Consider the following 21,863-nt stretch of genomic DNA (forward strand, 5'->3'; position numbering starts at 1 on the left):
TCAAAACGTGAATACCGGCGGATAAAGGCCGGGGCCATAGGCCCTGTAGATCCAGGCCAGAGCGATGCCCAGGGCCAGCCAGGGGCCGAAGGCGTGGGCCTGTGTGTCATCGATCCGCTTTTTCTGGGCGAGGGCCGAGAGCATCACGAAGAGCAGGGCGGAGATGGCCCCGATCAGGACGATGCCGGGCAGAAGCCAGCCGCCGCACCAGGCCCCGCCGGCGGCGAGAAGCTTGGCATCGCCGCGGCCCAGCCCGTGTATGCCGCGCAGCCGCCGGAAGCCCACTTCGATTGCGACAAAAACGCCATAGCCCAGTGCTGCGCCGATTACAGACGCAGCCGGGGTATTGAACGCAAACGCATTCACTGCCAGACCGACGGCGATCAGCGGTAAAGTGACTGGATCGGGCAGGCGGTATGTCCGAAAATCGATCCAGGCCAGCGCGATCAGCGCGGAAATGAGGATCAGGCTCGCGGCGTGGATGACAAACATGCGGGTCCTGTCACAAAAGTGTCATGCGACTGCGCCACTAAGTGTGGCGAACAGAGGGGTGAGGGCAAGATGACAGACGCCGCAGCGGCGCTCAAAGCCGAAAATGTCCGGATGACATTCGGCGAGACGAAAGCGCTCGACAATGTCAGCCTGACAATCGAACCGGGTGAGATGGTCGCCCTTATCGGGCCGTCCGGTTCCGGCAAGTCCACCCTGTTGCGCGTCGCCGCTGCCCTGCAGAAGGCTGATTCCGATTCCGGTCCGGTCTCCGTTCTGGGCCGTGTGATGCAGAAGAGCGGCAAGATCAGCTCCGGTGTGCGCGCCAATCGCGCCCGGCTGGGCTTCATCTTCCAGCAGTTCAACCTGGTCGGCCGTTTGACCCTTTTTTCTAATGTCATGCTGGGTGCCCTAGGCCGTCTGCCGGCCTGGCGCGGTGCGCTGGGCCTGTTCCCGATTGCGGTGAAGCAGGCAGCGATGGATGCGCTGGAGCGTGTCGGTATTGCCGAATTTGCCGGACGCCGGGCCTCCAATCTGTCCGGTGGCCAGCAGCAGCGTGGCGCGATTGCGCGGGCGTTGGTGCAGGGCGCGGAGTGCCTGTTCGCCGATGAACCGATTGCCTCGCTGGACCCGGTGTCCGCCCGCAAGGTGATGGAATTGCTGCGCGAGCTGAACCAGACCGACGGTCTGAGCGTGGTGGTGACGCTGCACCAGGTCGATTACGCCCAGAAATTCTGCGACCGCACAGTTGCGCTGAACAAGGGGCGGATCGTCTATGACGGCCCGTCCGACGGGCTGGACCGCGACAAGCTGGTCGAGATTTACGGTCCCGAATTCGAAGTCGCCTTCCAGGGAGGCGAATCATGATCCGCCTGATGTCCCAGATTTTCGTCCGTCTCACCCTCCTGCTCATGCTGGCGGGTCTGGCCTCCTGTTCTGCGCCGACCGGTGATGACAGTGAGACGACTACCAGCCCGGCCGCGCTGGCCGATCCCGGTGAGCGCCGCACGCTGAATTTCGGCATTATCGCCACGGAATCCTCGTCCAATCTGGAATCCAACTGGCGGCCGTTCATCGCCGCCATGTCGGAATGGACGGGCTATGACATCCAGCCCTTCTATGCCTCTGACTATGCCGGGATGATCCAGGCCATGCGCTATGGCTCCATCCAGGTGGCCTGGTTCTCCAACTTCTCCGGCCTGCAGGCCGTGCGCCTGGGTGGCGGGCAAGTCTTCGCCAAGGCGACCTATCCGGATGGGTCTGAGGGCTATAATTCCGTGCTCATCGTGCCGGCGGACAGCCCGATCCGGTCGGTCGAGGACATTCTGACCTGTGACGGAACGATCGATTTCGGCATGGGCGATCCCAATTCCACCTCGGGATATTTGGTGCCGTCGGCCTTCATCTTTGCGCCGCGCGGGATTGATCCGAGCGAATGCTTCAATTCGGTTCGCAATGCGAACCATGAAGCCAATGCCGTGGCCGTGGCCAACGGGCTGATCGATGTCGGCACGAACAACACCACGAACATGACGCTGCTGCAGCGCACGCGTCCGGACATTGCGGCCCAGATCCGCGTGATCTGGACCTCGCCGCCGATCCAGACCGACCCGATCATCTGGCGTTCGGACCTGGATGAGGAAGCCAAGCAGCGCCTGCAATACTTCTTCATGAATTACGGCCGCATGGGAACGCCGGAAGAGATCGCCGAAGCCCGCGAGGTTCTCGATCCGCTGTATTTCGGTCTCTTCCTGCCGTCCTCGAACGCGCATCTGGACCCGATCGTGCAGCTGGAGATCGTCCGCGACCTGACCGAGGCGCGCAATGATCCGGACCTGTCGGAAGCCGAGCGCGAGACGCGCGTGGCCGAACTGCGCGCCCGTCTGGCGGAAGTCGAAGCCGGCAATACCGGTCTGATCAGCCAGGCCAGTGCCGTCGGCGATGTCCAGACCGACGCGCCGGCCCAGGCCCACGCCTCTTCGGTGAACTGGATCGCCAGCGGGGCCATGCTGGGCCTGGCTCTGGTCCTGCTCACCCTGCTCCTCTGGGCGTCCGCACCGCGGGGTCCCGGTCCGCGCGTGCCGCTGATGGAGCGGATCGCCAATGCCGTGATCGCGGCCGGTGTGATCATCATCCTGGTGTGGAGCTTTGACAGCGCCGACATGGATCGCGCCTATCTCCTGGTCGAGAATGCCGGGGATATGGGCGAGTTCATCGCCGGCTTCTTCCCGGAGAACCTGTCCGCAGCCTCCCGCACGGCCTACAGCCAGAATCTGATGCACGGCTTCTCCGAGGCCATTCCGCAGATGATTGTCACGGTCCAGATCGCGATCTGGGGTACTTTCATTGCCGTCTTCGCGGCCATCCCCTTCGGCCTGCTGAGTGCCCGCAATGTGGCGCCCAACTGGGTCGTACAGCCGGTGCGCCGACTGATGGATGTCTTCCGCTCGATCAATGAGCTGATCATCGCCCTGGTCTTCATTGCTGCCGTGGGCCTGGGGCCATTGGCCGGTGTGATGGCCCTTGCGGTCCACACGACCGGTGTGCTGGCCAAACTGTTCTCGGAAGCCGTGGAAGCGGTCGACAACGGACCGGTCGAGGGCGTGCGCGCCACCGGCGCCATGCCGCTGCATGAGGTGATTTGGGCGGTGATCCCGCAGGTCGCCCCGCTGTGGACCTCTTTCGGTCTCTACCGGTTTGAATCGAATGCCCGCTCCGCCACGGTGCTGGGCCTGATCGGTGCCGGCGGTATCGGCCAGATCCTGTTCGAAGCCGTTCGCGCCTTCGATTATCAACGCACCGCCGCGATCGTGATCGTGATTGTCGTGGCCGTCAGCGCCATCGATTTGCTGTCACAATTGCTGCGCAAACGTCTCGTCTAGACACCGTCAGATTGAGCTGAACATGAGGGCCCGGAACCGGAAGGTTCCGGGCCTTTTTCTTGTCTGCATTGAGCTTTTCGGCGCTTCCGGGAATATCGCAACAAACTTGTGATCTTCCCGTTGCAAATCTGTCATGGATTCCGATTACGAGGTTTCGCGAAATACCAAAGTCGTAGCAAAACCTTCACATCAGAGACGCAGGTTTGACACAAAGCTTCTATAGCGGAGCACGTCAGACAGGCGTCCTGAAAGCTTCAGGACAGCCCCACGTGACCAAAGCTATTCTTGCGAGCACAATCTTGGCCGCAGCCACTGCTCTTTCCTCCAACATGCCGGCTTTCGCCCAGGACGAAGGCGGATGGGAATTTGACGGTGTTCCGTCCTGGTCGAACCCGGAAACGGGCGACAGCTTCACCTTCCGCGGCCGTGTCTTTCTGGACTATGGCGATGTCGAGTTCGAAACGGCCGGCACCACGACCTCCTGGTCGGACAGTGAAATCCGCACCGCCCGTCTGGGCGTGACCGGCAGCCTCAATGGCGTGCGCTATGTTGCCGAGTTCGACCTGATCAATGAGGCCATCGCGGCCAATGATGTCTATCTCACCTTCGAGGGCGCCGGTTTCGAGCTGAAGCTCGGCCACATGAAGACGCCGAACTCGATCGATGAGCAGACCTCCTCGCGCTACATCACCTTCATGGAGCGCGGCCTGGGTACGGACCTGTTCGGTCTGGACCGCCGGGTCGGCGCGCTCGTCGTGCATGAGGGCGAAGGCTACACGATCAGTGGCGGTGTGTTCGGCGGCCGCCCGGGCGATTTGTCCGAAACGCTCGAACTGGACGACAGCTCGGCCATTGCGGCGCGCATCACGCGTTCCATCGCGAACGACAATACGCGGCTGCATCTGGGCGCATCGGTGCGCCACATGAATTATGGCGATGCCGGCACGCGGGTGCGGGTGCGTCCGCAGACGCACATCACGGATCGGGCGATCACGGCCGACTTCCGTCCCGGCAAGCCGTTGGGCGAAGCCGATACCTCCCTGTTCTGGGGGCTGGAAGCCGCCGTCGTGCACGGGGCTTTCCATGCGGAAGCCGAATGGATGGACATGACGGTGGATGGCCCGGCTGGCGATCCGCAGCTGCATGCCCGGTATATCCAGGCCGGCTGGTTCCTGACCGGTGAGACCCGCTCCTATTCCACCGGTTCGGGCCGTTTCGGCCGGACCCGTCCGGCGACACCCCTTTCCGAAGGGGGGCTGGGAGCCTGGGAAGTGGCGATCCGCTATGACCGCGCCGATCTGGACGCGGTGAATGAAGGCGTCCTGACCAATTGGACGCTGGGTGTGAATTGGTACCTGGAAGACCATGTCCGCGTGATGGCGAACCTGGTCGACGGGTCCGTGGACCGGATCGGCGCTGCCGGTACGGATGTTTCGGGCGCACAACTGAGACTGCAGTGGGATTTCTGATCCCGTTTCCTGGCGCGAAAGCGCTGACAAAGGTTCAAGTGGCAAGGAATGCTAGACATGAAACTCCAAGCTAAAATCGCGGCCATCTGCGCCGTGCTGGCGATCGCCGGCGGGGCCGAAGCCCAGCAGCGTGACCAGATCCGCATTGTCGGCTCCTCGACGGTCTTCCCCTTCTCGACCGCTGTGGCTGAGTCCTTTGGTGCCCGCACCGAATTCTCCACCCCGGTCGTTGAATCGACGGGTTCCGGTGGCGGTTTCCGCCTGTTCTGTGCCGGTGTCGGCGCGGAAAACCCGGACATCGTCAACGCCTCGCGCCGCATGCGGGCGTCCGAGTATGAGCGCTGCCAGAACAATGGCGTCCGCGAGATCACGGAAGTTCGGATCGGTTATGACGGCATCGTGGTCGGTTCCGCCAATCGCGACACCGAGGACATGGACCTGACGCTGACCCAGCTCTGGCTGGCCTTGGCCGCGGAAGTCCCGGCCGATGACAGCTGCTCCAGCTTCATCGCCAACCCGTATGAGCGCTGGTCGGACATTGATCCCTCCCTGCCGCGTCAGCGCATCGAAGTCTTCGGCCCGCCGCCGACCTCCGGTACGCGCGACGCCTTCGTGGAGCTGGGCATGCAGGCCGGTGCCCGCGGCATCGATTGCATGGACGCGCTGCACGATGCTGATGGCGACCGTTTCGAGGGCATTGCCAGCCGTATCCGCGAGGATGGCCGCTGGATCGATGCCGGCGAGAATGACAATGCCATCGTCCAGACCCTGGTGAATACGCCCGACGCCTTCGGCGTGTTCGGCTATTCCTTCCTCGATCAGAACCATGACCGCCTGCACGGCGTGATGATCGAAGGCGTGACGCCGGAGTTTGAAGCGATCTCCGACGGCTCCTATCCGGTCTCCCGCTCGCTCTTCTTCTATGTGAAGAACCAGCATGCCGCGATCGTGCCGGGCCTGCGTGAATACGTGACCGAGTTCACCTCCGAAGAAGCCTGGGGCGAATTTGGCTACCTCACCGATCGTGGCCTCATCCCGCTGCATGAAACCGAGCGCGCCGCCATGCATGATGCGGCTGTGGCCCTGACGGCGATGACCCACGCGCCGGAATAAGCGCCGGGACGCACTCAAAAAGAAAGGCGCCGTGGATGCCCACGGCGCCTTTTTTGTATCCGGATAAGGCCGGGCCTCAGTACAGCGACTTTTGCTTGCGCAGGCGGCGCCAGAAGCGGCGGCGTTCGGGCTTGGGGTGCGGTGTCAGATTTTGGACGAAATCGATCGCGCACTGTTTCCAGGAATGCTTTTCGGCATGGGCGCGCGGGGCGGCCCGGTCGATTTCCAGACAGTCCAGGCAGGCCTGACGCAGATCATCATTGATGAAGCCGCCGCCGGAGCCCGGAATGATGTCCTTGGGACCATGTGCCGGGAAGGCCGCGACCGGCGTGCCGCACGCCATGGCTTCCAGATTCACCAGGCCGAACGTGTCGGTCCAGCTGGGGAAGACGAAGACGTCGGCATCGGCGAAATAGCGTGCCAGTTCATCGCCGAAACGCGAGCCCGGGAAGACGGCGTCGGGGTATTTCTGCATCAGCTCTTCGCGCTGCGGCCCGTCGCCGACCACCACTTTGGTGCCCGGCAGGTCCAGCTTGAGGAAGGTCTCGATATTCTTCTCGACGGCGATGCGGCCGACATTCACCCAGATCGGGCGGGCGAGGCCTTCATAGACATCCTCGCCATTGACCTTGCGCTTGTCCGGATTGAACATTTCGATGTCCACGCCGCGCGCCCAGGGGGTGAGATTCTTGAAGCCGCGTTCGGCCAGGTCGTCGCGCATGGACGGCGTGGTGACCATCATCCGGCCCGACGCATTGTGGAACCAGCGCATGAAGGCATAGCCCGCCGAGAGCGGGATGAAGGGGAAGCGTGCGTTGACGTATTCCGGGAATTTCGTGTGGTAGCTGGTGGTGAAGGGGAGTTTCCACTTCACACAGATCCGGCGCGCCGACAGGCCCAGCGGCCCTTCCGTCGCGATATGGATGGCTTCCGGTTCGAAGGCCTTGAAACGCTGGACGATGTCCTTGCGTGTGAACAGGGCCAGCTTGATCTCCGGATAGGTCGGCAAAGGGAAGGTCTTGTAGCCGAGACCGGGGTGAATCACCTCCACCTCATGACCCATGGCGCGGCACTCGGCGACGGTGCGGGACAGGGTGCGAACGACACCATTCATCTGCGGTTCCCAGGCATCGGTCACCAGCATGATGCGCTGGGGACGGTCATCACCGTCATCCTCGGCATCATCCGCTTCGTCCTCGAGCCGGAGGTCCTCGTCTTTATCATTCAGATCGGTGGGGTCGGTCATGTCAGTCCGTCGTGTTGGGCCGGAAATAGTGTGTCTGCCAGCCTTTAACCGAGCCGGCCTTGTCTGTCAGCCCGTCAGCATACTGGCGTTTCTTCTGGCATGAAGGAAAGAAAGCGGTTATCCGCGCCGCGACTGCAATAAACCGGCTTTCAGGGTCGTGGGACGGGCTGTCAGAAGGAGGGCGAAAACCGGGACAGGATTGTCCGAGGAAGGCTCTCACCCCAGGTCAATTGGAAAGAATGGGCGAAGTCATACGACTTCCCTTGTTTGATGGTTTTTACGCGTGTTATCGCCATCACTGACAAGCGGAAGACTTCACTTGCCCGGAGGAAAACACGGGACCAATGTCCCTCCCCGTAACTTGCTGGATTGGGAGTTTCAGTCATGAATGTCCAGGTGATCGAAACCCTTCGCTGGGATGATCTCGATACGGTGAAATTCGCCGATGAAACGGCGCTGGTGAAACGTCTGGCCGAACAGACCGGTCTGGACGCGGCGGCGCGTGACCGTATTCATGCCGAAGCGATCAATCTGGTGAAGACGGCGCGTGCGACGACCAAGGCGCGTGGCCTGATGGACAGTTTCCTCCAGGAATTCGGCCTGTCCAACAAGGAAGGCCTGGCGCTGATGTGCCTGGCCGAAGCCTTGCTGCGAATCCCCGATGCCCCGACGGCCGACCGGCTGATCGCCGAGAAGATCTCGGGCGGCGCCTGGGCGGAACATATGGGGCGCTCCGAGAGCTGGCTGGTCAATGCCTCCACCCTCGGTCTGATGATGACCGGCAATATCATCGATGTGGATCCGGAAGCCCGGGAGAATCCGGGGGCTTACTGGCGCCGCATGACCCAGAAAATGGGTGAGCCGGTGATCCGCGCCGCGACCATGCGGGCCATGGGAATCATGGGCGAGAATTTCGTCCTCGGCCGCAAGATTTCCGAGGGGATCAAGCGCGCCAAGAAGAATGCCCGCATGTGCTCCTTCGACATGCTGGGTGAGGGCGCGCGCACGGCGGCGGACGCCCAGCGCTATCACCAGCGCTATCTCGATGCGATCGATGCGGTGGGCAAGGTGCGTGGCGACAAGCCGGTCGAGGAAGAGCACGGCGTGTCCGTGAAACTCTCCGCCCTGCACCCGAAATATCTCGCGGTGAAGGAAGCCCGCGTGATGGAAGAGCTCTATCCGCTGGTTTTGGAACAGGCGATCAAGGCGAAGTCCTATGATATCGGCTTCTGCCTGGATGCCGAGGAGGCTGACCGCCTGGTCATCTCGCTGAAAATCCTCGACCGTCTCGCCCGCGAGCCGGAGCTGGAAGGCTGGCAGGGTCTGGGTCTGGCCGTGCAGGCCTATCAGAAGCGGGCCCGCCATGTGATCGAGCGCCTGATCGATCTGGGCCGCCAGACCTCGCACCGTTTCATGGTGCGCCTGGTGAAGGGTGCCTATTGGGATACCGAGATCAAGATGTCCCACCAGATGGGGTGGGAGGATTTCCCGGTTTGGACAACCAAGCCGGCGACGGATCTCAACTATCTGGCTTGTGCGCAGATCATGCTGAGCGCGCCGGAAGCGATCTATGGCCAGTTCGCCACCCATAATGCGCACTCGCTGAGCGCGGTGCGCGAGATGGCGCAGGCGGCTGGTGTCGAGAATTACGAATTCCAGCGCCTGCACGGCATGGGCGAGGCCCTCTACGCGGCGGCCGACAAACTCTATGGCAAGCAGCGCGTGCGCATTTATGCGCCGGTCGGCAGCCATGAAGACCTGCTGCCCTATCTGGTGCGGCGTCTGCTGGAGAACGGGGCGAACACCTCCTTCGTGCATTCCTTCCTGGACCCGGATGTTCCGGTGGAGGATGTGGCGCGCGGACCTTTCCATGATGTGGAGACGATCGACCGGCATGCGAAAATCGCGAAGCCGGAAGACCTCTATGGTGAGGAACGCAAGAACTCCAAGGGTCTCGACCTGACCCAGGCCAAGGTTCAGGCCAAGTTCCGCAAGGCGTTCGAGGCCTTCGAGAAGGCTGAGCCGATCACGGCGACGCCGCTGGTGAATGGCCAGCAGCTCGATGGCGCGGCCCACCAGATCATGTCGCCTGTGGATGCGGCAGAATATGTCGGCACCGCGGTGGATGCCTCGGTCGACGAGGTCAATGCCGCCTTTGAAATCGCCATGGCGGCCCAGCCGGCCTGGGATGCGCGCGGTGGCAAGGCCCGCGGTGGCATTCTGCGCGCCATGGGCGATGCGCTGGAAGACAATATGGAAGCCCTGATCGCGCTGATGGCGCGCGAAGCGGGCAAGACGCTCAATGACGGGATCGCGGAAGTCCGCGAGGCGGTTGATTTCTGCCGCTATTACGCCGCCCAAGCCGAGCGCGAGTTTGACAGTGCGGTCCGGCTGCCCGGGCCGGCTGGCGAGACCAATCATCTCGGCATGAAGGGGCGCGGCGTCTTCGTCTGTATCAGCCCCTGGAACTTCCCGCTGGCCATTTTTACCGGCCAGGTCGCCGCGGCGCTGGCTGCGGGCAATGCCGTGATCGCCAAACCCGCCGAACAAACGCCGCTGGTGGCCTTCGAGGCCGTGCGCCTGTTCCAGGCGGCCGGCCTGCCGCCTTCGGTCCTGCACTTCCTGCCGGGTACGGGCGAGATCATCGGGGCCGCCCTGACCAATGATCCGCGCACGGCCGGTGTGGCCTTCACCGGGTCCACGGAAGTCGCCCGCCTGATCAACCGCTCCCTGGCAGCGCGGGAAACCGCGATTGCACCGCTGATCGCGGAAACGGGCGGGTTGAACGGGATGTTCGTCGACACGACGGCGCTGCGGGAACAGGTGGTGGATGACGCCATCATGTCGGCCTTCGGGTCGGCCGGTCAGCGCTGCTCGGCTCTGCGGGTCATGTTCGTGCCCGAGGAAACCGCGGACGAGCTGATCGAATCCCTCTCCGGGGCGATGGACGAGCTGAAGATCGGGGATCCGGCGGATCCGGCCACCGATGTCGGCCCGGTGATCGACAATGAGGCCCGCGAGCTGCTCCTGCGCCATATGGAGCGCATGGAAGCCGGTGCCAAAGTGGTCAAGCAGATCGATGTCGGTGATCTGGCCGATCAGGGCTTCTTCTTCGGTCCCGCTCTGGTGGAACTGCCCTCGATCGACATGATCGACCGGGAAGTCTTCGGCCCTGTCCTGCACGTGGTGCGCTACAAGCGCCGCGACATGTCGGCGATCGCCCGCCAACTGGCCGCCAAGGGCTATGGGCTGACGCTGGGCATCCATTCGCGGCTGGAATCCTTCCACCGCCAGGTCCAGAACATTGTCCCGGCCGGCAATATCTATGTGAACCGGAACATGATCGGCGCCGTGGTGGGCGTGCAGCCCTTCGGCGGCGAAGGCCTGTCCGGCACGGGCCCCAAGGCGGGCGGTCCGCACTATCTGCACCGCTTCGCCGGCGAGCGGACGGTGACGGTGAATATCGCGGCCCAGGGCGGCGATCCGGAACTGCTCAATCTGGACTGATTTTCAGGCCGTCTGACGGGCAGAGATTGCAAAGGGCGGTGTCGCGAGATGCCGCCCTTTGAGCTTTTTCGACCTTTCCACAGCCAATGGCATCTGTGGGTTTCGGTGCGGTTGATCGCCGGAAACTCGCGTGAGACTTGAGGAAGCTTAACCGGCTCTTTCGCGGCCTGTCCGCCGTTAGGGATCTGTTAACCAAAAAAACCGCCTACGGACCATTCTGGGCGTTGACCGGGTCTGAAGCTTCATCCACTATATGTTGGGTCGGCTGGAAACAGCGACACACTATACAGAGTTTCTTGACCTTTCGGGTTTGTGCGCTGCGCGGGGCTGTCTACCGCGCAAACGGGATAATTTTGCCTCGGGCTTGGGGAGTTACGCCATCATGACGCCACTGGATTCGGCCACCAATCGTCAGCTGGACAACGAAGTTTCGGTCACGCGTCCGTCCAAGCGCGGCAAACCGAAAGCGAACGAAGCCGCGCATCTGCGCGTGGTCGAGGGAATCACGATTGACCGGTCGCGCGATGCGCTGCTGACCGATTTCGGCAAGAAGACGCTGGAAGACCGTTACCTGCTTCCCGGCGAAAGCTATCAGGACATGTTTGCGCGCGTCGCGACGGCCTTCTCCGACAATGCCGAGCATGCCCAGCGTCTCTATGACTATATCTCGCGCCTCTGGTTCATGCCGGCCACGCCGGTCCTGTCCAATGGTGGCGCCAATCGCGGTCTGCCGATCTCCTGCTTCCTGAACTCGGTCGGGGATTCGCTGGACGACATCGTCGGCACCTGGACGGAGAATGTCTGGCTCGCCTCCAATGGCGGCGGCATCGGCACCTATTGGGGTGATGTCCGTTCGATCGGCGAGAAGATCGGCGAAGTCGGCCAGACCTCCGGCATCATTCCCTTCATCCGCGTGATGGACAGCCTGACCCTGGCCATTTCCCAGGGCTCCCTGCGCCGCGGCTCGGCAGCCGTCTATCTGGACATCCATCACCCGGAAATCGAGGAATTCCTGGAAATCCGCAAACCGTCCGGTGACTTCAACCGCAAGTCCCTGAACCTGCACCACGGCCTGAACATCTCCGACGAATTCATGCACGCCGTCGCCAATGACGAGGAATTCGAGCTGAAATCGCCGAAGACCGGCGAAGTCGTGAAGACGGTGAATGCCCGCAAGCTGTGGCAGAAGATCATCGAGTTGCGCCTGCAGACCGGCGAGCCCTACATCATCTATTCGGACACGGTGAACCGCGCCCTGCCGGCCCACCAGCGCAAGCTGGGCCTGAAAGTGCGCCAGTCCAATCTGTGCGCCGAGATCATGCTGCCGACCGGTTTCGACAATAAGGGCAAGGAACGCACGGCCGTGTGCTGCCTGTCCTCACTGAACGCTGCCAAATACCTGGAGTGGAAGGACGAGCCGGACTTCATCGAGGACATCTACCGCTTCCTCGACAATGTCCTGCAGGACTTCATCGACCGCGCACCGGCGGAAATGGACCGTGCTGTCTATTCGGCCATCCAGGAACGCTCTGTCGGTCTGGGCCTGATGGGCTTCCACACCTTCCTGCAGCAGATGAATGCGCCCTTCGAGAGCGCCATGGCCAAGTCCTGGAACATGAAGCTCTTCAAGCATATCCGGACCGCCGCCGATGCGGCTTCGGTGAAGCTGGCCGAAGAACGCGGCGCCTGCCCGGATGCCGAAGCCTCCGGCGTGAAGGCCCGTTTCTCGCACAAGCTGGCGATCGCGCCGACCGCCTCGATCTCCATCATTTGCGGTGGCGTCTCCGCCGGTATCGAGCCGATCCCGGCCAATGTCTACACGCACAAAACCCTGTCCGGTTCCACCACGGTGAAGAATCCGAACCTGGAAAAAGTGCTGGAGGACAAGGGCCTGAACACGCCGGCGATTTGGGCGTCCATTCTGGAGCATGAGGGCTCTGTCCAGCATCTCGAAGCCCTGGATGAGCATGAGAAAGCCCTGTTCCGCACCGCCTTCGAGATCGACCAGCGCTGGGTGATCGAGCATGCCGCCGACCGCACGCCCTTCGTGTGCCAGTCGCAATCGCTCAACATCTTCCTGCCGGGCGACATCAATAAATGGGACCTCCACATGCTGCACTGGACGGCCTGGGAGAAGGGCGTGAAATCGCTCTACTATTGCCGCTCCAAATCGGTGCAGCGCGCCGCCTATGCCGGGTCGGAGAAGAAATCGGAAGCCGAGAAGGCGATGGAGGCTGCAGCCCCGACCGATTACGACGAATGCCTGGCCTGCCAATAGGCTGAACCCGCACACAGACAGTGCCGGCCGCTTCGAGGGGGAGAGGCCGGCTCCTGGAAGGGAGCGCCCGGGGGCGCTCCCTTTCTTGTGTGCGCCAAGGTTGCATCACGCGACAGGGGTTTTCGTGGACGGCGGGAGACGGGCGCGTTAACCTTTTCAGCGAACCTGCCAGACGGGGCGGCGCGTGGGGCGTCGGGGGACCGGATGGCAGGTGGTGGGGATGGTTTTCATGCGTCTGGGACGGACAGCGGAAATCGTGACGGCCGGCGTGATCGCGCTCGGCGGGATCAGCTATATGCTGACCCTGCCCGGCTATGCGGAAACCGGCTGGGCGTCTTCGTCCCACATGATCCAGGACCAGTTCAGGGCTGAAGGCCGGGTGGAACCGCTCTCGCCGGAAGCCGCGCGCGTGGCCCTGTCGGCCTTGTCGCGTCAGGATGACCCTCTTCGCAGTGACAGCCTGGCCGGATTGACGGCCGCTCACGGTCAGCGCGTCGACCTGGGGCAGGCGGGCTCACTGGAAGTGGCGGTGCTGGATGATCAGACTGCCGACCCGGCGCGGGCCCTGTTTGCCCCGGACAGCGATCCCTATTCACCCATCGTGCTGGAACGCGGCCGCCGTGAGGCGACGCTGGCGGTGAATTATCAGCGGGTTTTCGAACAGCCCGGCTATGGCGGCGAGCTGGATGTCAGCTTCACGCCGCGCGCGGGCGTCAGCGTTGGTCCGGACGGGTCGGCGGCCGGGGCCGGTGCGGAAGTCCGCGTTGGCCAGTATCTGCAGGGTTCTGGGGGCGAGCAGCCGCGCTGGTATGTCTTCGCCGGGGCGGACCGCCGGGCCCTGATGTATAATCCGCGCGAAGGCATGGACTTTACCTCGGCCGTGCAGCTGACCGACCGGCAAGTCGTGGGCGATGCGCAGGCCGGGATCGCGATGCGGGTTGGCGAGGTGGATCTTTCCCTGGCCTATGTCCGCCGCGAATACACGCATGTGGCGGGTGTGACGAGTTTCGACGAGACCGAGGAATTCGGCGCCGTTTCGGTCAATTGGACCTGGTAGGCTTTCCCTTCGAAAACAGGCTAGGCTCGCCGCGTCAGATCACATGACGGGGGGATGGATCATGTCGGCAATCCGGGAATCAGGCTGGAAATCGGGTGTGGCCTTGTGCGCCTTGATGGTCGCGGGGTGCGGTTCGGACATGCCCGGTCCGCAATCGGGGCTGATCGCCCTGACAGGCGCGACCGTGATCGACGGCACCGGCGGTCCGGCTTTTGAGAATGGTGTGATCCTGGTGCGTGGGGATGAGCTGGCCTGTGTCGGCACGGCAGCGGATTGTCCGGTGCCCGAGGGGACGCCGCGAACCGATCTGACAGGGCAATTCATCACGCCGGGCCTGGTGGATGCCCATGTCCATTTCGACCAGACAGGCTGGCTCGACGGGCGGCCCGAAGCCCTGGCCACGGATGTCTATCCCTATGAGGAAACGATCCAGTATCTGTGGGATGATCCGGGCCGCTGGCACCGGGCCTTCCTGTGCAGCGGTATTACCGCCGTCTATGATGTTGGCGGCGCCGTCTGGACGGTAACCGATGAACAGGCGACCGATACGGACCGTCCGGACCGGGCCCATGTTCGCGCGGCCGGTCCGTTGATCACCCATGTCGATTACAATGCGCCCTTCATGACGGGCATGCTGGCAGACCAGCCGGTCTTTCTGCCCATGCAGAGCGAGACCGATATCGTCGAGGATATCGCCTTCCTCCAATCCATCGGATCGCAAGCGGTGAAGGTCTGGTATCTGCAGCCGGATCCGGCCGATGTGGAGCGGCTGGATGCCCTGCTTATGGCCGCCGGCGCGGCGGCGGACGCGGCCGGTCTGCCCCTGCTCGTGCATGCCACCGATCTGCGTGAAGCCAAGGTCGCGCTGCGCGCCGGGGCGGACATGCTGGTCCACTCGGTGGGTGATCAGCCTGTGGACCGGGAATTTCTCGACCTTCTGGCCGCCAATGAGACTTTCTACGCCCCGACCCTGATCGTTCCGGGCAATTGGAGTGAGGCGGTGATCGCGGCGTCCGAACAGAGCGTACCGGTGATCGATGACCCCAATGGCTGTGTTGATGCCGCCCTGCGCGACCGGATCGACAATATCGCGGCCTATTCCGATTTTGCCGGTCAGCTCTCGCCGGAGGATGTCGCCGCACGCCGTGCCGCCTATCAGGCGGAGATGGACGTGATGCAGGCCAATCTCATCGCGGTGTATGAGGCGGGGGGGCGGATCGTGACGTCCACGGACAGCGGCAATCCGCTGACCCTGCACGGCGCGGCGATCAATCCGGAAATGGAAGCCATGCAGGCGGCCGGTCTTCCGGCCAGCGCGATCATCGAAATGTCGACCCGGACGGGGGCGGAGGCGATGGGTCTGTCAGACCGGATCGGCACGCTGGAAGCGGGCAAGCTGGCCGACCTGATCGTTCTGGATGCGGACCCGCGCGAGGACATCGCGAACATGCGCCGGCTCAGCCATGTCATGCGGGCGGGATTCCTGCTGGAACAGTCCGACCTTCAGCTCTACACAGCGCCGGTGGAATGAGGCCGCGCGCCAAGCATGGTTCTTCATTCGCGAATCGCGCACTCTCCACAGCTCCGAACCGTCAAAGGCGCATCAAGCTGTAGACGTTTCGGTAAGCTTGAACACAATATGTTGTGTTCTCGCTGTTGATTCTCTGCCCGGCCGCCCCGGCACATCCAGAAGGCTGTCACCATGTCCAATACGACGCTTGAGATTCCCGGACTGATCCGTCCCAGCCATTCCTACAAGCCCTTCCGCTATCCGTGGGCTTATGAGTTCTGGCAGCGCCAGCAGCAGGTTCACTGGCTGCCGGAAGAAGTGCCGCTGGGCGAGGACTGCAAGGACTGGGCGACCAAGCTGAATGACAAGGAGCGCAATCTGCTGACGCAGATCTTCCGCTTCTTCACGCAGTCGGATGTCGAGGTCGGCGCGAACTATATGGAAAACTACATGCCGCTCTTCAAACCGGTTGAAGTGCGCATGATGCTGGCCGCCTTCTCGAACATCGAGACGGTGCACATTGCCGCCTACGCGCTCCTGCTGGAGACGATCGGCATGCCGGACAGCGAATTCTCCGCCTTCATGGAATACCAGGAGATGGCGGCCAAGCACGATTATCTCGGCCAGTTCGGCGTCGAGACCAATGAGGACATCCTGACCTCGATGGCGGTGTTCGGCGGTTTCACCGAAGGCCTGCAGCTCTTCGCCTCCTTCGCGATGCTGATGAACTTCCCGCGCTTCAACAAGATGAAGGGGATGGGCCAGATCGTGACCTGGTCAATCCGGGATGAGAGCCTGCACTGCGAAGGCATGATGAAGCTCTTCCACACCTTCGCCGCCGAGACCGGCGCCTACACACAGGATGTGAAGGACAAGATCGTCGAGTGCTGCGAGACCGTGGTGAAGCTGGAAGACAAATTCATCGAACTGGCCTTCGAGGCCGGCGAGGTGGAAGGCATGACGCCGGACGATATCAAGCAATATATCCGCTATATCGCCGACTGGCGTCTGAAACAGCTCAAGCTACCGGCGCTCTATGGTGTGAAAGAGCATCCGCTGCCCTGGCTGACGGAAATCCTCAACGGTGTGGAGCACGCCAACTTCTTCGAGGCTCGCGCCACCGAATACTCCAAAGGCGCCACCAAGGGCGACTGGCACGGCGATGACGGTGTCTGGGGCATGTTCGACAAGATGAAGAACAAGGACGCCGAACCGGCGGAATAGGAGTTCTTGTTATGTTCCGCGACTCGGTGTCCAGTGGTGTTCTGAGAGGAGCACTACATGGCTCGAAATAGTGAGAAGACATCCAAGAAAGCGGCGAGTGCCGCGTCTAAAACGCTGAGAAACCCGAAAGCAAGTACGGCTGCGAAATCTGCGGCTGGCTCGGCGCTTGCCCAGCGGAATACGTCTAAGGAAACGAAGGCGGCCGCCGCATCGGCAGCCTCGAAAACGCTGAGAAGCGCTACCGCTTCAAAAGCGGCAAAATCAGCTGCCGCGTCTACACTTACGCAAAGGCGTGACCGAAAAGCCAGGTAGCGGCCGAGGTTCTTTCTAAAGCGGCTCCACCGCCAGGCCGATCCCGCTGTGCGGGATGGTCTCGGCGATGCGGTCCATGCCGGCGATCAGGGGGCGGCCCTTGGCGATGGCGGCCTGGACCGAGGCGAGCTGGAGCGAGGCCTGGTGATGGTCGGAACTGTCCCAGACTTCAGTGATCCAGATCGCGTTCGCATCGGACGGATCACGGGCAATGACATAGGAATGGCAGCCGGGCATGTCCTTCATGCCCTCACTCAGGATCGTCATGAGCGCGTCGCGCTTGCCCTCGACAGCGGTGAATTTCCCGATCAAGCCATACATGTGAACGCCCTTCCCAACGCGTGAATTCTTCCACGCTAACAAGGGAATGCGGTGTGGCAAGGGATTTTCTCGCGTCCATGCGGCGTCTTGGCAAAGAATTGATCTGCTCAATCTCCGTCATCCCCCGGCTTGCCTGTCCTCGTGAAGGCGGGGATCGGGGGACCTCAACCATTCTGCCGGCCCGTTAGCTCGGGTCCCCCGGATGCCTGCCTTGCAGGCCCCGTGGGAAGACGGTGTGGGGGCGAGGGCGTGGAAGGTGACGGGGTCGAAGTCGATCACCTATCCCCAAAATGACCCCGATTTAACTCGCCAACAACAGAAACGTAGGCATATACGTATCCACCTACGTAAAGGTGATGCATGGGCGATGATTTTGTTGAAGAGCTGGGTCTGGCGGTGTTGCCGCACCATGTCCGGCGGGCGATGGATGCGCTGGTCCGCGATGCGGATCTGGTGACACGGGCTTTCGGGTTGAGCATTCCGCATCGCTGTTGCTCAACCGTGCTCCTGCTGGATGAGGCGGGGCCGATGGGGGTGATGGAAACGGCCAAGCGTCTCAAGCTTTCCCACCCCGTGGTGATCGGTTTTGCCAAGACGCTGCGCGAGCTGGGACTGGTGGAAGACCAACCGGTTCCCGGTGATGCCCGGGTGCGCCTTCTGGCCCTGACGCCAGAGGGCCGGGCCGAGGCGGGGCGCGTGCGCCAATTGCATGCGGCCCTGGCCCAGGCCCACGCCGATGTCAGCGAGGAGGTCGGGGTTGACCTGCTCGCCGCCTGCCAGGCCGTCACTGAAGCCCTGTCCCGACGCTCCCTGCTGGAGCGGATCGAACTTCCGGAAAAGGAAAAGTCTGATGAAGTGGTTTGAGATTATGGGCGTGGCCGGTCTGGGACTGGCCCTGGTGGGGGCGAGTGTCCAGGCGGATGAAGCGCCGGATTGGCAGGATGGCGTTTTGGCCGGGGCGGCCGATTTGCTGGAGCCGAACTATATCTATGAGGATCGCGCCAATCAGCTGGGCGACTTCCTGCGCGAAGACCCGGCTCGCTATGCCTCGATTGCGGACAAGGACGCCTTTGCCCGCGCCGTGACCCATGATCTCTATGGCATGACGTCGGACGCGCATCTGCGCCTGTTCTACCGGCCGGAAAACCCCGAGGACGAGCCTAATGAGGCCGGGCGGGTGTCGCGCTGTGCCCGTGGCGATATCGAGCATGAACGCCTGGCGGGCAATGTCGGCTATATCCGTGTGCCGACCTTCAGCTCCGAAGACGCCTATATCGCCCAGATCGATGCGGCCTTCGCGGCGCAGAATGATGCTGACGCGCTGGTGATCGATCTGCGCAATAATTGCGGCGGTGGTCCGCGCCCGGTGCGCCAGATTTCCACCTATCTCTTCGACGAGGTTACGCATCTGGCGAGCACGGAAATGCGCGATCAGCCGGTGCGCGAGCGCTGGACCTTCGAGGACGTGCCGGGCCCGCGCTTCCCGGACCGTCCGGTCCTGGTCCTGACCAATGACAGCACTTTCTCCGCCGCCGAGAGCTTTACCTTCGGGCTGAAAGTGACCGGCAGGGCCCTGACGGTGGGCGAAGGCACGGGCGGTGGCGGCCATTTCGGCAGCGTCCAGCGCATCAGCGAGGACTTCACCCTCTTTGTCCCGGTCGGCCGGACCTTTGATCCGCGCACCGGCCAGGGCTGGGAAGCGGAAGGGATCCAGCCGGACATCCCCGCCGCTTCCGATGACGCCCTGGATGTGGCTCTGGCGTATTTGGCGACGCTCTAGAGCGTCGCCTCGCCCGCCGGTTCGCGCATGTTGTAGCTGGACGACATGACGCGTCCGTACGCGCCGCCATTGGCGATCAGGATGACATCGCCTTCCTTTGTGTCCGGCATGAGGCGCTGGGCTCCCAGCCGGTCCGCGGTTTCGCAGATCGGGCCGACAATGTCGGCGATATAGGCCGGGTCATCATCAAGACGCGTGAGGTTCACGATCTCGTGGCGGGCACCATAAAGCGCCGGGCGGATCAGCGAGTTCATGCCGGTATTGATGCCGACGAAACGGGCATCCGGCGTGTGTTTGAGCTGGGTGACCCGGGCCAGGAGGACGCCGGATTCCGCGGAGATATAGCGGCCCGGTTCGATCCAGAACTGGTATTGCGGATGGGCGGTTTTGAGATCGCCCAGCACCGCATCCAGCGCGGCCATGTCGATGCGGCGGACACCGGAGGCCTCGTCGACGGAGAGACCGCCGCCCAGATCCAGGATTTCCACATCCGGCATGGAGCGGGCGGTTTCCACCAGGAAAAGGCCGACCCGGCGCCAATGGTCCGGATCGGAAATGCCCGAGCCGGAATGCACGTGCAGGCCATTGATGATCGCTCCGGCCTGGGCGGCGAGCGCCTTGGCCTCGTCCAGCTCGGCGGCATGGAGACCGAATTTGGCTTCGGGCCCGGCGGTTCGGACATGCTTGTGGTGGCCTTCCGGGCGCTGGGGATTGATCCGCAGCGTGATCTTGCGACCCTTGAAAATCTCCGGCCAGGCGCGCAGCGGGTGCAGCCCGTCCAGTGTCACATGGACGCCCATCTCCAGCGCTTCGGCATATTCCGCCTTCGGCGCGAAGTTCGGCGTGAACAGGATGCGGTCGACCGTCAGGTCTGGCACGGCCTTCTGCGCGGCCTTCACCTCATTGATGGAGACGCATTCCACGCCCAGCCCGGCTTCGACCGCGGTACGGATCATGTCGGGATGGCCATTGGCCTTCATCGCATACCAGCCGCGATCCAGATGCTTCAGGCCGGCGACGGACGAGGCGCGGGTCCGTACCGTGTCGAGATCATAGACATAGGTCGCCCCATCGACCGGGCAGAGATCGAGCAGGGCCTGGCGCTTTTCACGCCACCAGGTGCCCGTGCCGGCCGGCTGGCTGCCGGTGAGGTTCTCGCCGATCTCGCGCCAGGACGGGCCGAAAGTCTTGTCCATCGGCTTGGGCTGGATCAGCTGGTCATGCAGGCGGCGGCAGAGCGGCTGGCCCTGATCGCCATCGACCACAACGGTGAGGTTGAGGTCATTGGCGGCCTGGGAGACCAGGCGCACCGGATAATGGGCGAAAGCCTCCATGGCCGGGCCGAGCTGGGCGAGCAGGGCGCGTACGCCCCGGCCGACCATGGACACGGCGGCACAATTCTCGATCAGGGTGACCCGGGCGATCTTGGACAGATCGTCTTCCAGCGCCGCAACGACATCCGGCGTCAGGCCCGGATCATCATCCAGCGAGACCGTGACCGAGGTTTCCGAGGTGGACACCAGATCGATCGACACGCCATGGCGGGCGAAGGGTTCGAAGGCTTCGGCCAGGAAGCCGGAGGCGCGCCACATCCCGTCCGTCTCCAGCGTGATCAGGCGGACGCCCTTCTTTACGGAGACGGCCTTCATGCGCGGTGTGTCCTCTGACGGGGTCGCGCTGATCGTCGTGCCGCTCAGCTCCGGCTTGTGCGTGCACAGGACCTGCATTTCGATCCCGGCAGCGCGGACCGGCGGAATGGCGCGCGGATGCAGGACACCGGCCCCCATGGAGGCCAGCTCATGGGCCTCTTCATAGGCCAGGGAGCGGATCTGGCGTGCGGCGCCCGTGAGGCGCGGATCGGCCGAGAAGAAGCCGGGCACATCAGTCCAGATCTCGATCCGCTCAGCGCCCAGCTTGGCTGCGAAATAGGCACCGGACGTGTCCGAGCCGCCGCGGCCGAGCAGGGCGGTGTCGCCATCTTCCCGGCGGGCGATGAAGCCCTGGGTGATAATCACGTCCGGTCCGCCGTCCAGCTCGGCCAGCAGGGCGTCGTCCTGATCATGAACGCAATCGCAGGCCAGATAGCCGCGTGCGCCCGGTGCCGGAATGGCCGAGAGATGGTCGCGCGCATCCAGCCAGCGCGAGGCCACGCCCTCGCTCGCCAGCCAGGCCTGGCCCAGCGTGGTGGCCATCAGCTCGCCCTGGGCCATGATGCGGGCCTTCAGGCGCGGGCTGGCATCCCCGGTCAGGGAGAGACCGGCGCGCAGGCGGGTGAGTTCCTCGAAATAGGGGGCGAGCAGGGTTTCGCCATCCACGCCCAATTCGGCGGCCAGTTCGAGATGGCGCGTCTTGATCGCGTCCAGCTCGGCCTCGCCGTCACCGGCAACGGCCGCGCTGACCAGTGCGTCGAGAAGGTCGGAGATTGTCGCGACGGCGGAATGGACGACAAACACGCGTTTGCCCGCCGCTTTCACCTCGGAAATCCGTTTCGAGATCACGCGCCAATCTGCCAGCGATTTAACGCTGGTGCCGCCGAACTTGAGGACGACCCAATTGTGCGTGTTGCTCATATCCTTCTCCATGACACAGGCGCCCGGCCGGGAGGCCGGGGCGCGGCGTGCATACAGGTCATGGTGCGCAGCAACAACAGATAAATGCGCAAACCTGGTCTGAAC

General features: G+C 63.1%; 15 protein-coding genes. 11 read left to right on the top strand and 4 right to left on the bottom strand.

The features are described from left to right. Nucleotides 1–492, bottom strand: a complete 492-nt coding sequence (locus I0K07_RS04550; RefSeq protein WP_203291645.1) for a prepilin peptidase — start codon at nt 490–492, stop codon at nt 1–3. A 69-nt stretch (nt 493–561) separates the two neighbouring features. Here I0K07_RS04550 and phnC point away from each other — a divergent pair, with 69 nt between their 5' ends. The 4 genes from phnC to I0K07_RS04570 all read left to right on the top strand — a co-directional run bounded on the left by phnC (nt 562) and on the right by I0K07_RS04570 (nt 5,953). After that, on the top strand, nt 562–1,356 hold the full coding sequence (gene phnC, locus I0K07_RS04555; protein ID WP_203291646.1) for a phosphonate ABC transporter ATP-binding protein: 795 nt from the start codon (nt 562–564) through the stop codon (nt 1,354–1,356). Continuing rightward, on the top strand, nt 1,353–3,371 hold the full coding sequence (gene phnE, locus I0K07_RS04560; protein WP_203291647.1) for a phosphonate ABC transporter, permease protein PhnE: 2,019 nt from the start codon (nt 1,353–1,355) through the stop codon (nt 3,369–3,371). Before phnC ends, phnE begins: the two co-directional genes overlap by 4 nt. Nucleotides 3,372–3,670: 299 nt before the next feature. Next, on the top strand, nt 3,671–4,840 hold the full coding sequence (locus I0K07_RS04565; RefSeq protein WP_203291648.1) for an OprO/OprP family phosphate-selective porin: 1,170 nt from the start codon (nt 3,671–3,673) through the stop codon (nt 4,838–4,840). Nucleotides 4,841–4,897: 57 nt separating this feature from the next. Then, a complete protein-coding gene (locus I0K07_RS04570; RefSeq protein WP_203291649.1) occupies nt 4,898–5,953 on the top strand; it encodes a substrate-binding domain-containing protein in 1,056 nt (351 codons plus the stop codon). A gap of 76 nt (nt 5,954–6,029) precedes the next feature. Here the strand turns inward: I0K07_RS04570 and I0K07_RS04575 are convergent, their stop codons facing one another. Further along, nucleotides 6,030–7,097 carry a glycosyltransferase family 4 protein gene (locus tag I0K07_RS04575; RefSeq protein ID WP_203291873.1) on the bottom strand — a complete coding sequence of 356 codons (1,068 nt, stop codon included), beginning with the start codon at nt 7,095–7,097 and terminating at the stop codon, nt 6,030–6,032. 486 nt (nt 7,098–7,583) lie between these two features. Between I0K07_RS04575 and putA the strand changes: the two genes are divergently transcribed. The 5 genes from putA (at nt 7,584) to I0K07_RS04600 (ending at nt 16,775) form a co-directional block, all read left to right on the top strand. Then, entirely contained in the window at nt 7,584–10,706 is a 3,123-nt protein-coding gene (putA, locus tag I0K07_RS04580) for a bifunctional proline dehydrogenase/L-glutamate gamma-semialdehyde dehydrogenase PutA (protein ID WP_203291650.1), read from the top strand. Between the two features lie 382 nt (nt 10,707–11,088). Then, nucleotides 11,089–12,984 carry a ribonucleoside-diphosphate reductase subunit alpha gene (locus tag I0K07_RS04585; protein ID WP_203291651.1) on the top strand — a complete coding sequence of 632 codons (1,896 nt, stop codon included), beginning with the start codon at nt 11,089–11,091 and terminating at the stop codon, nt 12,982–12,984. A 229-nt stretch (nt 12,985–13,213) separates the two neighbouring features. Then, complete coding sequence (locus I0K07_RS04590) at nt 13,214–14,041, top strand: lipid A-modifier LpxR family protein (RefSeq protein ID WP_203291652.1); 828 nt, start codon at nt 13,214–13,216, stop codon at nt 14,039–14,041. 61 nt (nt 14,042–14,102) lie between these two features. Next, entirely contained in the window at nt 14,103–15,572 is a 1,470-nt protein-coding gene (locus I0K07_RS04595; RefSeq protein WP_203291653.1) for an amidohydrolase family protein, read from the top strand. Nucleotides 15,573–15,743: 171 nt separating this feature from the next. After that, a complete protein-coding gene (locus tag I0K07_RS04600) occupies nt 15,744–16,775 on the top strand; it encodes a ribonucleotide-diphosphate reductase subunit beta (RefSeq protein ID WP_203291654.1) in 1,032 nt (343 codons plus the stop codon). 327 nt (nt 16,776–17,102) lie between these two features. On the opposite strand, the gene I0K07_RS04605 is transcribed toward I0K07_RS04600, so the two are convergent. After that, the gene (locus I0K07_RS04605) at nt 17,103–17,408 is read right to left on the bottom strand and encodes a putative quinol monooxygenase (protein WP_203291655.1); all 306 of its coding nucleotides are present in this window, start codon (nt 17,406–17,408) and stop codon (nt 17,103–17,105) included. A 360-nt stretch (nt 17,409–17,768) separates the two neighbouring features. Here I0K07_RS04605 and I0K07_RS04610 point away from each other — a divergent pair, with 360 nt between their 5' ends. Both I0K07_RS04610 and I0K07_RS04615 read left to right on the top strand, forming a co-directional pair. Continuing rightward, entirely contained in the window at nt 17,769–18,272 is a 504-nt protein-coding gene (locus I0K07_RS04610) for a MarR family winged helix-turn-helix transcriptional regulator (RefSeq protein WP_203291656.1), read from the top strand. Continuing rightward, complete coding sequence (locus I0K07_RS04615) at nt 18,259–19,188, top strand: S41 family peptidase (protein ID WP_203291657.1); 930 nt, start codon at nt 18,259–18,261, stop codon at nt 19,186–19,188. Before I0K07_RS04610 ends, I0K07_RS04615 begins: the two co-directional genes overlap by 14 nt. On the opposite strand, the gene I0K07_RS04620 is transcribed toward I0K07_RS04615, so the two are convergent. Continuing rightward, on the bottom strand, nt 19,185–21,758 hold the full coding sequence (locus I0K07_RS04620; protein ID WP_203291658.1) for a bifunctional aspartate kinase/diaminopimelate decarboxylase: 2,574 nt from the start codon (nt 21,756–21,758) through the stop codon (nt 19,185–19,187). The genes I0K07_RS04615 and I0K07_RS04620 overlap by 4 nt on opposite strands. Nucleotides 21,759–21,863: the final 105 nt, after the last annotated feature.

It is taken from the genome of Maricaulis parjimensis, assembly GCF_016817355.1.
In the GTDB taxonomy this organism is placed as follows: domain Bacteria; phylum Pseudomonadota; class Alphaproteobacteria; order Caulobacterales; family Maricaulaceae; genus Maricaulis; species Maricaulis parjimensis.